This window comes from Nocardia sp. CA-084685 (genome assembly GCF_050955785.1).
In the GTDB taxonomy this organism is placed as follows: domain Bacteria; phylum Actinomycetota; class Actinomycetes; order Mycobacteriales; family Mycobacteriaceae; genus Nocardia.
Window position 1 is genome coordinate 2,812,983 of sequence record NZ_CP192094.1, and the last position, 14,202, is coordinate 2,827,184.

Consider the following 14,202-nt stretch of genomic DNA (forward strand, 5'->3'; position numbering starts at 1 on the left):
GGCACATCCGGCTCCGGCCGAGATCGATAGTGGAATCGTCCCTGGGGCAGCTTTGGCGACGGTGCGGGTACTACGTCAGACCGCAGGGTCGTTCATGGGCGAGTGACGCCGCACCAGCTTCGCCGACCTGGCGCGCAGGTCGATTTCATCGCGCGGCGGGGACCCATCCGACTTATCTTCCTTATGCATCAGTACCGTCTGCCGCTGCTCGAATTCGTAGTGCTTCGAACCTTGAAAGGCCGCGGCCACCTGTTCGAATCCGGTCGCCGCGACCGGCGTGTGCTTGCGGTGTCTGAACCAAGGCAGTATCCGGCTACCGGTGAGCCGATTCCACAGCACCTCGACGAATGCGAGGCCGATGAGCAGGACGGCCAATCCGGGAATGGTCATGGCGACAAGGGCACCCATGTGACCGAAAGTACCGTCGCTGGAACGGTTCGCCATCCGTCCTTGGTGCGACGCCCCTGAGCTGCGAGGATGATACTCGCGAGTAGGCGCGACGGCGCGAGGAATATGGTTGCCATTGCGTCGGGATCGTCCTATTCTGATCCGCGTGCCGTATCCCGCCGACCGCCACAGCGCCGCGCTCCATGTCGCAGACCGCGACAGCGCAGTGCTAATTCCGCTTACCGCGATGGTGGCAACCCGGCGACTTCTCGTAGTAACCCGCCGTAGCGGGGTCTGATTCGGACCGGCCCCCTCGCTGCGGGCTACTGACTACTTACTGCTGGTCCCCTCTGTCAATTGAGAAGACAATCCTCGGGAAGACCTCCGCACAATGACCATCCTGACTCTTGACCCCAACATGTTCATCGCCGCCGCCCCCAAGGCGCTGCGCGCCGAATGCGCCGATCTGACACCAGCGCAGTTTCACCACCGCTATTGCGAGCACACCGGCCCGATTCGGGTCGGTGACTGGTCGCCCGCGGGCAAGCGGAGCGCGGAGTTCACGGCCACCCTGGAATTCGCCGGCCACCTGCGCACGGTGATCGCCACCGGCAGCCCGGTCGCCGCGATGACCTCGGCCCTCTACGACGAGGGCTATCCGGTCGAAATCCTGCAATTCCACCAGCGCCGCACCGCGGCAGGCACCGCGACGTTCGTGCAGTGCGAATGCAACGGCAGACGCGGCTGGGGCGCGGCCTTGGCCGACGACGGCGCCGAGTCGACGGTCCGCGCCATGATCGCGGGCGTCAACAAGCTGGGCGTCTGAGCGAAGCGAAAACACAACGGGCCGTTCACATTCCACAGAATGTGAACGGCCCGGGGGTGCAGTTTACTGATCTGCCTGCTGCTCGGCGAGCTGCTTGCGCACCTCTTCCATATCCAGTGCCTTCACCTGGGTGACCAGATCCTCCAGCGCGGCGGGCGGCAGGGCGCCGGGCTGCGCGAAGACCAGTACGCCCTCGCGGAACGCCATGATGGTCGGAATAGAGCGGATGTTGGCGGCGGCGGCCAAGCCCTGTTCGGCCTCGGTGTCGACCTTGCCGTGCACGACATCGGGATGCTTGTCCGAGGAGGCCTCGAAGGTGGGCGCGAAGCTCTTGCACGGACCGCACCAGTCGGCCCAGAAATCGACGAGTACCACGTCGTTTCCGGTGACGATCTCATCGAAATTCTGTTGGTTCAGCGTCTGGGTGGCCATGACGTCCTCTCATGTCGTATGTCGCCAGCTATAACGTCCGGCGCCGTATATATCTTCCGGCGGTGCCTCTATCCGCCTCGGGCGACCGGCCACTCGCGCCGTTGATCGCCGTCCCAACGCCGGATACCCACCACCGACGCCGGAAAATCATGGTCCCTGGCGACGGCGTGGATCGCCTCGCCCAGATGGTGTGGCGGTACCCGTCTGGCCAGTGTGATATGCGGCGTCCACTCGTCGGGTCGCACATTCGACGGTATGCCGGGACACGGCGACACGACGGAGAAGATTCGACGTTGCCATGCGAGCAACTGTTCCGAGGGCACCACGGACCGGACCAGGATCGGATGGCGCGCACCGAAGACCAGCACGCCGCCCAGTCGTATCGGAATCGGTCGGAAACTCAGTTGGTCCAGCGCATGATCGATGCGCGGCCAGATCTGCCTGGCCACCGCGATGGTGATATGCGGCCGATTGGTTTCGGCATGCTTACCGGCCGAACTCGGGATGCCCGCGTCCGCGAGCAGTTGCCACTGCCGTCGGATCTCCGCATCGGCCAGATCGTCCAATAGCAATTCGACGGACTGCACCATAGTGCACGACAGGTTAGCCGTCCGCGCGGCTCGATGGGCGGCGAACGCGCGGCCCAGTTGTCGGCGCACGAACCGCGTCGCGGGAGGATTGCCCGGTGAAGCGTATGCGTCTAGGCCTCATCGAAGGCGACGGCATCGGCCCCGAGGTGGTGCGTGCCACCCGCGCGGTGGTCGACGAAGCACTCGCCGCGGTAGGCGCGACCTCGGTCGACTGGGTTCGGTTGCCGATGGGGCAGCGCGCCATCGAGGAATTCGGCGATCCGCTGCCGGAGCAGACGCTCGCTGCCCTCGACGAACTCGACGCCTGGATCCTCGGGCCGCACGACAATGCCGCCTACCCGCCGGAACTTCGAATCGCACCCGGCGGCGTCATCCGCAAACGCTTCGGCCTCTACGCGAATATCCGCCCCGCCCGTGCTTTCGCCGGAATCAAGGCGAACGCCCCCGATATCGACCTGGTGATCGTCAGGGAGAACAGCGAGGGTTTCTATGCCGACCGCAATATGTTCGCCGGGTCGGGTGAGTTCCGGCCCACCCCGGATGTGGCGATGGCGGTCGGACTGATCACCAGGCAGGCTTGCGAGCGGATCGCGCACGAGGCCTTCCGGCTCGCGGCCGCGCGTCGCAAGCGGGTCACCATCGTGCACAAGGCCAATGTGCTGCCCATGACCATGGGCCTGTTCCGCGACGTCTGCTATGACGTCGCCAACGCCTACCCCGGCGTCGAGGTCGATGACGAACACGTCGACGCGGTGGCCGCTCATCTGGTCCGTGCGGCCCGCGACTACGACGTGCTGGTCACCGAGAACCTCTTCGGCGACATCCTCTCCGATCTCGCCGGTGAACTGAGCGGCTCACTCGGCATCGCCGCATCGCTCAACTGCTCGGCGACCAAGGCGATGGCCCAAGCGGTACACGGCGCCGCGCCGACACTGGCCGGACACAATCGCGCAAATCCGGCGGCGCTTCAGCTCTCGGCGGCAATGTTGTTGCACTGGCTGGGAATTCGCGACAACAACCACACGCTGTTGAGCGCGGGCGAACGCATCGAACGGGCCGTCGCTGCCACCTTCGCCGCGGGCATCGCCACCGCCGACCTGGGTGGTCTCGCCTCGACCAGTGAATTCACCGAGCAGGTCGGTGCCAGGGTGCACCGGCGCTGACCCGGGTCAGCGAGGCCACCCCGGAACCCAACCCATTCGAACATCGGACCGTCCGGTAGGGTCCACCGCCGGTGCCTGAGTGTTTGCTGTGCTCGGAGTGTTCCGCACAGAACGGATAAACTTCCGTTACTGTCCAGCACGAAACGCCACGATCGCTTAGATTGCCAAACGGGGTGGTGACACCCGGGTTTCTCGGATCCGAAATGTGGAGGGCTGCTGTGTCTGTTCGATCGGTTCTTGGCAGGCGCGCCCTGCAAGCGATGTGCGTACTCGCCGGCGGCGTGCTGGCGGTGTCGGGCTGTAGTAACACCGAGGACAACTCGCCCGCGGTGGCGAAGGTACAGGGTATCGACAAGTTCGACACGGCCGCCGCGCTGCTCCCGGACAAGATCAAACAGTCGGGCAAGCTCGTCGTCGGTGTCAATATCCCGTATCAGCCCAATGAGTACAAGGACCCGAGCGGCAAGATCGTCGGCTTCGATGTCGACCTGATGGACGCGGTCGCGTCGACCCTCGGTGTCAAGGCCGAATACGTCGAATCCTCTTTCGAGAAGATCATTCCCGCGATCCAAGCGGGCACCTACGACGTCGGCATGTCCTCCATCACCGACTCGAAGGAACGCGAACAGAGCGTCGACTTCACCACCTACTTCAACGCGGGCAGTCAGTGGGCGCAGCAGACGGGTAAGCCGATCGACCCGGACAACGCCTGCGGTAAGCGGGTCGCGGTACAGGCCACCACGGTTCAGGACACCGACGAAATTCCGGCGCGGAGCAAGAAGTGCGAGGCGGAGGGCAAGCCAGCCATCGATAAGAAGCCGTTCGATGAGCAGAGCGCGGCGACCAACGCGCTGGTGCTCGGCCAGGTCGACGCGATGTCGGCCGATTCGCCGGTGACCGCCTATGCGATCAAGAAGAGCGACGGCAAGATCGAGGCGGCGGGCAAGGTCTTCGATTCCGCGCCCTACGGTTGGGCCATTCCCAAGGGTTCGGCGCTCGGCAAGGCGCTGCAGGCGGCCGTCCAGCATCTGATGGATAACGGCAAGTACCTGGAGATCACCAAGAACTGGGGTGTTCAGGAAGGCGCGATCACCAAGTCGGTCATCAACGGCGCCGAGAGCTGATCGATGTCGTCATCCGAGAACACGTCGGCGCCCGGCGACAACACCGGGTCCGGCGGGCCGATCGACGCGGCAGAACCGGAGCCGATCAAGGCCGTTCCACTACGCAGGCCGGGCCGCTGGATCGCCGCGGCGATCATCCTCGTCCTGCTCGGGCTCTTCATCTACGGCGCGGCCACCAACCCCGCGTACGGATGGGGGACCTATCGAAAGTACTTGTTCGACAGCCGGATCGCCTCCGGCGCGATGGTCACCCTCGAGCTGACCGTGCTCGCGATGGCCATCGCCATCGTGCTCGGCGCGTTGCTCGCGGTGATGCGCCTGTCGCCGAATCCGGTGTTGCGCGCTGTGGCGTGGGTATATCTCTGGATTTTCCGTGGCACACCGGTTTTCGTGCAGTTGGTGTTCTGGGGTTTGTTTCCGTCGCTGTACAAGTCGATCCAGCTCGGTGTGCCGTTCGGGCCCGAGTTCATCCGAGTCGACGTACAGGGGTTGCAGGCCGCATTCGCCTTCGCGGTCATCGGCCTCGCGTTGAACGAGGCCGCGTATATGGCCGAAATCGTCCGTGCCGGAATCAATTCCGTCGGCGAGGGGCAGCGCGAGGCCTCGACGGCGCTGGGCATGTCGTGGTCGCAGACCATGCGCAGGACCGTGCTGCCACAGGCCATGCGGGTGATCATCCCGCCGACCGGCAATGAGCTCATCGGCATGCTGAAGACCACCGCGCTGGTCACCGCGATCCCGTTGAGTACCGATTTGTACGGGCGGGCCCGCGACATCTATGGCGTGAACTTCCAGCCGATTCCATTGCTATTGGTCACCGCTACTTGGTATCTCGCGGTCACCAGCGTGCTGATGGTCGGGCAATACTACCTGGAGCGCTACTACTCGCGGGGCGTCACGCGGCAGTTGACTACCAAGCAACTGCAGGAACTGGCCGACGCTCAGACTATTGTGAAGGCGAAATGAGCGAGCGAACAAAGGTGGAGCCGACCGACGCACAGCCGATGATTCGCGCGGATCGGGTCTGCAAGAACTTCGGTGCGCTGCAAGTGCTCAAGGGTATTTCGCTCGAGGTCGGACGCGGCGATGTGCTGTGTCTGATCGGGCCGTCGGGTTCGGGTAAATCGACGTTTCTGCGCTGTATCAACCACCTCGAGCAGGTGAATGCGGGTCGGCTCTATGTCGACGGCGATCTCATCGGCTATCGGGAAAAGGCCGGCAAACTCTACGAATTGCATCCGCGTGACGCAGCTAAGCAGCGTCGCGATATCGGCATGGTGTTCCAGCATTTCAACCTGTTCCCGCATCGGACGGCGCTGGAGAACATCGTCGAGGCGCCGATCCAGGTGAAGGGCATCCGTAAGGCGGACGCGACGGCGCGTGCGCACGAGTTGCTGGACCGAGTTGGTATGGGGGACAAGGCGAATGCCTATCCGGCCCAGCTCTCCGGCGGTCAGCAGCAGCGCGTCGCCATTGCCCGCGCGCTGGCGATGGATCCCAAGCTGATGCTCTTCGACGAGCCGACCTCGGCGCTGGATCCGGAATTGGTCGGCGAGGTGCTCGGGGTCATGCGCGAACTCGCCGCCGACGGTATGACGATGGTGGTCGTCACCCACGAAATGGGTTTTGCCCGTGAGGTTGCCGACCAACTGGTGTTCATGGACGGCGGTGTGGTCGTGGAGTCGGGTAATCCGCGCGAGATGCTCGCCGACCCGAAACACGAACGCACCAAGGCATTCCTGTCGCGACTGCTCTGAATTCAGCGCCCGCCGAGGCCGATACGCAGTTGTCCGAGTAGCACTTTCGCCGCCGGACTGCCCGGACGATCGCGCCGCCACGCCAGCGCGAGTTGTCCGCGCAGCTCCGGTTCGGTAATCGTCAGCACCCGCACGTCGAATGCCGCGGCGTCCGCTGGCGTCAGCGCGGGTACCACCGCGATGCCGAGGCCGCGGGCCGCGAGCCGAAGCAGTAGCGGGGGAGCGGCGGCCTCGAAGGCGATATCGGGTTCGAATCCCGCTGCGGCACAGGCGCGATCGAAGACACCGCGGATGCCGGTGCCGCGCGGTAGACAGATCAGCGGTTGGTCGCGCAACTGCTCGAGCCTGATCGAGGCACACTTCTTGCCGCCCCGCGCGACCGCGGCGACGACCGGTGTATCGAGCACAACGTCGATGCCGATCTCGGCACCGATCTCCGCGCCGGTCAACCCGACCAGGGCGATATCCAGTTCACCGCTGCGCACCGCCGCGAGCATCCGCTCGGAGGTGTCCTCGGTCAGGCTGATGCCGACCTGCGGGTGGTCGTCGTGAAAATCCGCGAGCACCGAGGAGATATCGAATTCCTCGTCGCCCGCGCCGGAGATGCAGCCGACGCGGACGTGTCCGCGCAGCAGTCCGGTGAATTCGTCCACTGCCGCGGTGATCCGTTCGGTCGCCGCCAGCGCGGCCCTGGCATGCGGTAGCACCGCCGCGCCCACCTCGGTCAAGGTCACGGAGCGGCCGCCGCGATCCAGAAGCTCTTGTCCCAATTCGCGTTCGAGCTGGCGGATCTGCGCGCTGAGTCCGGGTTGGGCCAAGTGCAACCGGGCCGCGGCGCGGGTGAAATTGGCCTCCTCGACCACGGTCACGAAGTAGCGGAGTTGGCGTAGTTCCATAATTACTGATTATAGGAACAAGCAGAACTATCTGTTGTACTTCTCGCGTGGCGCGCGGGATCGTCTAAGGCATGGGAAACACCGCAGAGATCATCGACACCTTCACCGGCCCGATCTTCCGCCCGGGTGACACCGGATACGACGAAGAAATCGCCGGTTTCCAGGCCGCGTACCACCACCGCCCCGCACTGGTTGTCGGCGCGGTGCACGCCGAAGATGTGCGCAGTGCGGTGGAATACGCCGCGCGTCATGGACTTCCGGTCGCGGTCCAGGCCACCGGTCATGGACTTTCGGTCGCCGCCGACGCAGGTGTGCTGATCAGTACCCGCCGGATGACCGATATCCGGATCGACCCGCAGACGCGCACGGCTCGCGTCGGCGCCGGAGTGCGGGCGGGCGCGCTGGTCGAGGCCGCCGCTCCGTACGGACTGGCGCCGCTGAACGGCTCCTCGCCCTCGGTCGGGGTCGTCGGCTACACCCTCGGCGGTGGGCTGGGCCTGCTGGCAAGGCAATTCGGCTACGCGGCCGAACATGTGCCCGTCATCGAGATCGTCACGGCGGACGGACGGGTCCGCACCTTGAACTCCGGCGACGAACTCTTCGGCGCGGTGCTCGGCAGCGGCGGCAATTTCGGCGTGGTGACCGCGCTGGAACTGGAGTTGGTTCCGGTCGCCACCGTCTACGGCGGCCAATTGGTCTTCGATACCCCACTGGTCGAGCAGGCACTGGAAGCTTGGAAGGACTGGACCGCAACGTTGCCCGATGAGCTGACCTCGACGGTCACCGTCATGACCTTCCCGCCCATTCCGCAGATTCCGGAACCGCTGCGCGGACGCTATGTCGCATCTATCCGGATCGCCTACAACGGATCCGCCGCGGAGGGCGAGCGGCTGGTCGCGCCGTTGCGCGCGGTCGGGGAGCGTTTGAAGGATGACCTGCGAGTCATGTCATACACCGAATCGCACACCATCCACAGCGATCCCGACCACCCGCATGCCTACGCCGCCACCAATGCACTGCTCGGCGAGTTCACCGGAGAAACCCTGTCGGCCTTGCTCGCGGCCACCGGACCCGAATCGCCGATCCAGGCGGTGGTCGATATCCGGCACCTCGGCGGTGCGCTGGGCAGACGTGGTCCCGCGGGGATCAGCGTGGACAACCGGGATGCCGATTACATCGTTCGGGTCATCACCATGCCCGGACCCGATGCGGGTGACGCCGCGCCCGAGGACCATGCGGTAGTCCGCGCGGCGCTCGCGCCGTGGACCGTTGGCCACAGTCTGAACTTCCTCTACGGCGCGGGTGCCGCCGCCGATGAGGCGCAAACCCGAGGCGGCTACGCATCGGACACCTACGCCCGGCTGGCCGTACTGAAGGCGAAGTACGACCCGCGCAATATGTTCCGCTTCAACCGCAACATCACACCCGGTAAATGACCGCCGTGACCGCCCCGAGCACCTGTTGCCCGGGGCGCTCTGGTGCTATCTTCGTGATATCACTTTGATACTCGGAGGATGTCATGAAGCTTCGGTCGGCGTTCCACGTCAACGGCTTTCTCGTGTTGGTGTCGTTGTTTGTCCTCACCCTGCTGATCGGTGGCGGCGCCGTCGTCGGATACGCCGTGGCCGCGCACAACGACAATGTGCCCGCCCTGGTCGGCGCGATCATCGCGACCGTGCTCGTGGTAGTGCTCTTGCTGCTGGCCACTGGACTGACCGTGGTGAATCCCAACGAGGCCAAGGTCGTTCAGTTCTTCGGCCGCTACATCGGCTCAGTGAGCGAACCCGGCTTCTACTCCGTGGTGCCGCTCACCGACCGCCGCGGCATTTCGCTGAAGGTGCGCAACTTCGAGACCCAGAAGCTCAAGGTCAACGATGCCGACGGCAATCCGGTTGAGATCGCCGCCGTAGTGGTCTACCGGGTGGTCGACAGCTTCAAGGCCGCCTTCTCGGTCGACGACTACGAAGAGTACGTGGCGACCCAATCCGAGGCGGCCGTGCGACACCTGGCCACCACCCACCCCTATGACGCGCACGACCAGAACACCACCAGCCTGCGCGACGGTGTCGAGGTGGCCGAAGAACTGACCGTCGAACTGCGCGACCGCACCGAACTGGCGGGCATCGAGGTCATCGAGGCCAGGATCACCCACCTCGCCTACGCGCCGGAGATCGCCCAGGCCATGCTCGTGCGGCAGCAGGCGGCCCAGGTGGTCGCCGCGCGCACCCGCATCGTCGAGGGCGCGGTCGGCATGGTCGGGCTCGCACTGGACCGGCTCGCCGAACAGGGCGTCGTCGAACTCGACGAGGAACGCAAGGCCGCCATGGTCTCCAACCTGCTGGTCGTCCTCTGCGGTGACCGCGCCACCCAACCCGTCGTCAATACCGGCTCGCTCTACTCCTGAGTCGCCCATGGCCGAGCGCAAGAAGATCCTGCTACGCCTGGACCCGGCGATACACGAGGCCGTTGCTCAATGGGCCGCCGACGACCTGCGCAGTATCAATGCCCAGATCGAGTACGCGCTGCGCCTCGCGTTGAAACAGGCGGGGCGCGGCCCGAAAGCGAAACCGGCGCAGGACTAGCCGGAATAACCTCTGCCGCAACGATGCCGAACGCCCACGGGTGCTCGGCATCGTCGGTATCCGGTCCGACGATGTGTCAGTGCGCGAGTTCGTCGAGGAGTTCGAGACTTTCGGTGTACAGCGCGTGTTGCGCGTCCCGGTCATAGGACGCCTTCGATGACGGTTTCGCGGTACGGCCTACGAAGTGCTGGCCGGTCACCTTGTCGAGCGATGGATCATTGACCAGCCACGCGAGATCCGCGCCCGATCGGCGTGGTGTGTTCACACCGGGTAATAACACCAGACCCCGAGCTACCGTGCGCCACAACATTTTTGCCGCCGCCCCAGCATCCCGGGCAAGTCCGGTGCCCGGCATCAATCCCGGATCGAAGGCGTTCACCGTGATGCCGCGTGGTTCGAACTGGCGCGCCAATTCGTAGGTGGTCTGCAGATTCGCCAACTTCGACGTGCTGTAGCGGCGACGGCCGTCGCGCTGTGCAGGTTCGGTCGACTCAGGTGGATAGGCGAGTTGGCGGACATCGGTATCCAGCGGATCGGGCATCCCGGTGAACTGATCCGGATTATGTGTGCCCGAGGTGACGAAGACGATGCGCGCGGGCGCGATCAGGTCGTCGAGCAGCGCGTGGACCAGCGCGAGGTGTCCGAGATGGTTGACGCCGAAGGTGGCCTCGACACCGTCTGCGGTGTAGCTGCGGCGGGTGAACTGCAGTCCGGCATTGCACACCAGTGCGTGCAACGGGGGCAGGTCACGCCTGCGGAATTCGTCGGCGAAGTGGTCCACGGAGGCCAGTACGCCGAGGTCGAGCGTTGCTGCCTGCGCGCCGATGGCGGCGGCTTCGGCTTGGGCCCGATCGGCGTCGCGTCCGGTCACGATGACTGTCCACCGGGGATCGGCGGCGAGTGCCCTAGCGCATTCGCGGCCGAGTCCACTGGTACCGCCGGTGATAACGGCAGTTCTGTCACTTGTTGCCATATGGCAGAGTGTGCCATATGGCGCGCTGTGCGACAATACTCGGATGTCGTTGCGGGATCGGAAGAAGGAGCGGACCAGGCGGGCGATCGCCGATGCCGCGCTGCGGTTATTCGTCGAACGCGGGTATGACGCCGTGACCGTCGCGGATATCGCCGCCGAGGCCGAGGTCGGGACGCGCACGCTGCACCGCTACTACGCCAGCAAGGACGAATTGCTGTTCGCCGAGGACGACGAGCATCGCGCGGAACTGGCCCGGCTGCTGGCCGAGCGCCCGGCCGACGAATCCCCGGAAGAAACCATGGCCGCGGTCATCGGTCCGCTCGTCGACCGCTTCGCCGATCGCCTCGGCGACGCGCGCGCCCGCGATGCGCTGATCGCGGCCAACCCGGCCCTGCAGGCCCGCGAGCTGGCCAAGCGCAACGCGGTGGAATCCCTTGTCGCCGAACACCTCGCGCGCCGATTGGGCGTAGCGGCGGGCACCGATGTGCGGCCGCTGCTGTGGGCGAAGGTCGGGATGGCCTGTTTCTTCGCGGGCTACGAGATCTGGCTGCGTATCGGCGGCGATCTGGGCTCGCACATCGGCGATGCGCGAGCCGCACTGCTCGATGAATTCCGTTCCGCCGGTATCTGACTTCGCAAATCGGCGGTTATGGTTGGCGCCAGGCTGGAGCGCGCCGCCAGTTCATCGGCGGCGAACGGTGGATGTTGCCGATCGGGCACTGCGTGCGTGGCATGGTCATTGCCGCCTCGCGCACCGTGCCGAAGGCGAATTGCCGGGCGGCTATACCTTCCCTGCCGCCCGTCTCGATCTCGACTTCGCGGCGCTCCCTGCGTTCTGAGGACTAAGTGTTGGTCGGTTTGTGGGTGACGAAGATGGCCGTGCCGGGGAACAACTCACCCCGCAGCGGGCTCCACTGGCCCCACTCCCGCTCCAGCCATTCCGGCCAGTCCGGTTCGACGATGTCGTCGAGCAGCAGCCCGGCGGCGACGATCTCGCGCACCCGATCGCCGATGGTGCGGTGGTGTTCGACGTAGGTCGGCGTGCCCGCACTGTCGACCTCCACATACGGTGTGCGGTCGAAATAGGGGATAGCGGCGGTCAGACCGGCGGGTCCGGGGTCGTCCGGAAATACCCAGCGCATCGGATGGTTCACCGAGAACACCCAGCGACCGCCGGGCCGCAACACCCGCGCAACCTCGCGCATCACCACTTCGGAGTCCGCGACGAACGGCACCGCGCCGAAGGACGAACACGCCAGATCGAAGGATTCATCGGCGAACGGCAGTGCCTCGGCCCCCGCCTGCACCAACGGCACCCGCGGCCCGCCGCGCGCCATTGCCGCGAGTCCGCGCGCGAGCATCCCCATCGACAGATCGAGTCCTACCGGCTGCGCCCCCTGCCCGGCCAACCAGCGCGAACATGGCGCGGATCCGCATCCGATCTCGAGGATCCGCTTACCCGAGACCTCGCCGAGGAAATGCATATCGCCCTCGTGCAAGCCCTCAGGGCACCAGATGAACTCGCCCTCGGGAGAGTCCACACCGAGAAAGTCGGCATGGGTTTCGTGATACTGGTCGGCATCGGCGTCCCACCAGCGCCGACTGGCCTGCTGACTGGCGGCCGAACCGATTCTGGTCCGCGCGGTCGCGGTGGTTCCGAGCAGTGCATTTGCCTGCGTATGACGATCTTCCGACACGCCGTCAGACTATCCCGGCGTGGCGTCGGGACCGGTTTGCCCGGCTGGACCAAGGTCGCGTACGCTGAACGCGCGAGTGTCGTGGGTACTGCCGTACCGGTGTCATTGCAGTAACAATCTGCGGGGGCAACTGTACAGAAGTAACGGCAACACCCGTGCTGAGTTTCACAAGCGATTGCGTGCGGTACGTTCATTATGTCCGTCACGTCGCGTCATCGCGGTGAGATCGCAGCGTACCGAAAGTTCCAATGTCCGCAACCGACCACAATCCGTCCGGAGCAAACCGACATATGCCCACCACCGTCACCTCGCCGCAGGTAGCCGTCAACGATATCGGCTCCGCCGAGGACTTCCTCGCCGCCATCGACGCCACGATCAAGTACTTCAACGATGGCGACATCGTCGAAGGAACCATTGTCAAGGTCGATCGCGACGAGGTCCTGCTCGACATCGGTTACAAGACCGAAGGCGTCATCCCCTCTCGCGAACTCTCCATCAAGCACGATGTCGACCCGAATGAGGTCGTTTCCGTGGGCGATGAGGTCGAGGCTCTTGTTCTCACCAAGGAGGACAAGGAAGGCCGCCTGATCCTGTCGAAGAAGCGGGCGCAGTACGAGCGGGCGTGGGGCACCATCGAGGAGCTCAAGGAGAAGGACGAGGCCGTCAAGGGCACCGTCATCGAGGTCGTCAAGGGCGGTCTGATCCTCGACATCGGTCTGCGCGGCTTCCTCCCGGCCTCCCTGGTCGAGATGCGCCGGGTCCGCGACCTGCAGCCGTACGTCGGCAAGGAGATCGAGGCCAAGATCATCGAGCTGGACAAGAACCGCAACAATGTGGTCCTGTCCCGCCGCGCCTGGCTCGAGCAGACCCAGTCCGAGGTCCGCAGCGAGTTCCTGCACCAACTGCAGAAGGGCCAGGTCCGCAAGGGTGTGGTCTCCTCGATCGTCAACTTCGGCGCGTTCGTCGATCTCGGCGGTGTCGACGGTCTGGTGCACGTCTCCGAGCTGTCCTGGAAGCACATCGACCACCCGTCCGAGGTTGTCGAGGTCGGCAACGAGGTCACCGTCGAGGTCCTCGACGTCGATCTGGACCGCGAGCGGGTTTCGCTCTCGCTCAAGGCGACCCAGGAAGACCCGTGGCGTCAGTTCGCCCGCACCCACGCGATCGGCCAGATCGTACCGGGCAAGGTCACCAAGCTGGTTCCGTTCGGTGCGTTCGTGCGCGTCGAAGAGGGCATCGAGGGCCTGGTGCACATCTCCGAGCTGGCCGAGCGCCACGTGGAGGTCCCGGACCAGGTCGTCGCGGTCGGCGACGATGCGATGGTCAAGGTCATCGACATCGACCTGGAGCGTCGCCGGATCTCGCTGTCGCTGAAGCAGGCGAACGAGGACTACCACGCCGAGTTCGACCCGTCGAAGTACGGCATGGCCGACAGCTACGACGACCAGGGCAACTACATCTTCCCCGAGGGCTTCGATCCCGACACCAACGAGTGGCTCGAGGGCTTCGACAAGCAGCGCGAAGAGTGGGAAGGCCGCTACGCCGAGGCGGAGCGTCGCCACAAGATGCACACCGCGCAGATGGAGAAGATGGCGGCCGACGCCGCGGCCGAGGCCGCGAACGGTGGCGGCGCGTCGGGCAACTACTCCTCCGAGAGCGGTGCGCAGGCGTCCTCCGGCCAGGCCGAGTCCGCTGGCGGTTCGCTCGCCAGCGACGCTCAGCTCGCGGCCCTGCGTGAGAAGCTCTCTGGCAACGCCTGATTCCCGGTAACACCC

Annotated in this window: 16 protein-coding genes; 10 read left to right on the forward strand and 6 right to left on the reverse strand. The window is 65.2% G+C overall.

Features of this window, described 5'->3' with window-relative positions; genetic code table 11:
* Positions 1-75: 75 nt before the first annotated feature.
* Positions 76-408, reverse strand: coding sequence for a DUF6191 domain-containing protein (locus tag ACQP2U_RS12685; protein WP_433714832.1), 333 nt, complete (start codon positions 406-408; stop codon positions 76-78).
* Between the two features lie 370 nt (positions 409-778).
* Here ACQP2U_RS12685 and ACQP2U_RS12690 point away from each other — a divergent pair, with 370 nt between their 5' ends.
* Positions 779-1,213 carry a 2-keto-3-deoxygluconate kinase gene (locus tag ACQP2U_RS12690; RefSeq protein WP_397036702.1) on the forward strand — a complete coding sequence of 145 codons (435 nt, stop codon included), beginning with the start codon at positions 779-781 and terminating at the stop codon, positions 1,211-1,213.
* A gap of 63 nt (positions 1,214-1,276) precedes the next feature.
* On the opposite strand, the gene trxA is transcribed toward ACQP2U_RS12690, so the two are convergent.
* Together trxA and ACQP2U_RS12700 are read right to left on the reverse strand one after the other, a co-directional pair.
* Positions 1,277-1,645: a thioredoxin gene (gene trxA, locus ACQP2U_RS12695; protein ID WP_397036704.1), complete on the reverse strand. Its 369-nt coding sequence runs from the start codon at positions 1,643-1,645 to the stop codon at positions 1,277-1,279.
* Positions 1,646-1,713: 68 nt separating this feature from the next.
* Positions 1,714-2,235 carry a 2'-5' RNA ligase family protein gene (locus ACQP2U_RS12700; RefSeq protein ID WP_433714833.1) on the reverse strand — a complete coding sequence of 174 codons (522 nt, stop codon included), beginning with the start codon at positions 2,233-2,235 and terminating at the stop codon, positions 1,714-1,716.
* Positions 2,236-2,339: 104 nt separating this feature from the next.
* On the opposite strand from ACQP2U_RS12700, the gene ACQP2U_RS12705 reads away from it, so the two are divergent.
* From ACQP2U_RS12705 to ACQP2U_RS12720, 4 genes are all read left to right on the forward strand, one after another.
* On the forward strand, positions 2,340-3,398 hold the full coding sequence (locus tag ACQP2U_RS12705) for an isocitrate/isopropylmalate dehydrogenase family protein (RefSeq protein WP_433716443.1): 1,059 nt from the start codon (positions 2,340-2,342) through the stop codon (positions 3,396-3,398).
* A gap of 260 nt (positions 3,399-3,658) precedes the next feature.
* A complete protein-coding gene (locus tag ACQP2U_RS12710; RefSeq protein WP_433716444.1) occupies positions 3,659-4,522 on the forward strand; it encodes an ABC transporter substrate-binding protein in 864 nt (287 codons plus the stop codon).
* Between the two features lie 3 nt (positions 4,523-4,525).
* Positions 4,526-5,488 (forward strand): amino acid ABC transporter permease, encoded by a 963-nt coding sequence (locus ACQP2U_RS12715; RefSeq protein ID WP_397036706.1) that lies wholly within the window; start codon positions 4,526-4,528, stop codon positions 5,486-5,488.
* Positions 5,489-5,526: 38 nt separating this feature from the next.
* Complete coding sequence (locus ACQP2U_RS12720; RefSeq protein ID WP_433716445.1) at positions 5,527-6,279, forward strand: amino acid ABC transporter ATP-binding protein; 753 nt, start codon at positions 5,527-5,529, stop codon at positions 6,277-6,279.
* A 2-nt stretch (positions 6,280-6,281) separates the two neighbouring features.
* On the opposite strand, the gene ACQP2U_RS12725 is transcribed toward ACQP2U_RS12720, so the two are convergent.
* Positions 6,282-7,175: a LysR family transcriptional regulator gene (locus ACQP2U_RS12725; RefSeq protein ID WP_433714834.1), complete on the reverse strand. Its 894-nt coding sequence runs from the start codon at positions 7,173-7,175 to the stop codon at positions 6,282-6,284.
* A gap of 71 nt (positions 7,176-7,246) precedes the next feature.
* Between ACQP2U_RS12725 and ACQP2U_RS12730 the strand changes: the two genes are divergently transcribed.
* From ACQP2U_RS12730 to ACQP2U_RS12740, 3 genes are all read left to right on the forward strand, one after another.
* Positions 7,247-8,611, forward strand: a complete 1,365-nt coding sequence (locus tag ACQP2U_RS12730; RefSeq protein ID WP_433714835.1) for an FAD-binding oxidoreductase — start codon at positions 7,247-7,249, stop codon at positions 8,609-8,611.
* Positions 8,612-8,694: 83 nt separating this feature from the next.
* On the forward strand, positions 8,695-9,579 hold the full coding sequence (locus ACQP2U_RS12735; RefSeq protein WP_433714836.1) for an SPFH domain-containing protein: 885 nt from the start codon (positions 8,695-8,697) through the stop codon (positions 9,577-9,579).
* A gap of 7 nt (positions 9,580-9,586) precedes the next feature.
* Positions 9,587-9,757, forward strand: a complete 171-nt coding sequence (locus ACQP2U_RS12740; protein ID WP_433714837.1) for a toxin-antitoxin system HicB family antitoxin — start codon at positions 9,587-9,589, stop codon at positions 9,755-9,757.
* 76 nt (positions 9,758-9,833) lie between these two features.
* Here ACQP2U_RS12740 and ACQP2U_RS12745 read toward each other — a convergent pair whose 3' ends face one another.
* Positions 9,834-10,730 (reverse strand): SDR family NAD(P)-dependent oxidoreductase, encoded by an 897-nt coding sequence (locus ACQP2U_RS12745; RefSeq protein ID WP_433714838.1) that lies wholly within the window; start codon positions 10,728-10,730, stop codon positions 9,834-9,836.
* Positions 10,731-10,773: 43 nt separating this feature from the next.
* Between ACQP2U_RS12745 and ACQP2U_RS12750 the strand changes: the two genes are divergently transcribed.
* Entirely contained in the window at positions 10,774-11,361 is a 588-nt protein-coding gene (locus ACQP2U_RS12750; protein WP_433714839.1) for a TetR/AcrR family transcriptional regulator, read from the forward strand.
* 211 nt (positions 11,362-11,572) lie between these two features.
* On the opposite strand, the gene ACQP2U_RS12755 is transcribed toward ACQP2U_RS12750, so the two are convergent.
* A complete protein-coding gene (locus ACQP2U_RS12755) occupies positions 11,573-12,427 on the reverse strand; it encodes a class I SAM-dependent methyltransferase (RefSeq protein ID WP_433714840.1) in 855 nt (284 codons plus the stop codon).
* Between the two features lie 290 nt (positions 12,428-12,717).
* On the opposite strand from ACQP2U_RS12755, the gene rpsA reads away from it, so the two are divergent.
* A complete protein-coding gene (gene rpsA / locus ACQP2U_RS12760) occupies positions 12,718-14,187 on the forward strand; it encodes a 30S ribosomal protein S1 (protein WP_433714841.1) in 1,470 nt (489 codons plus the stop codon).
* Positions 14,188-14,202 lie beyond the last annotated feature (15 nt).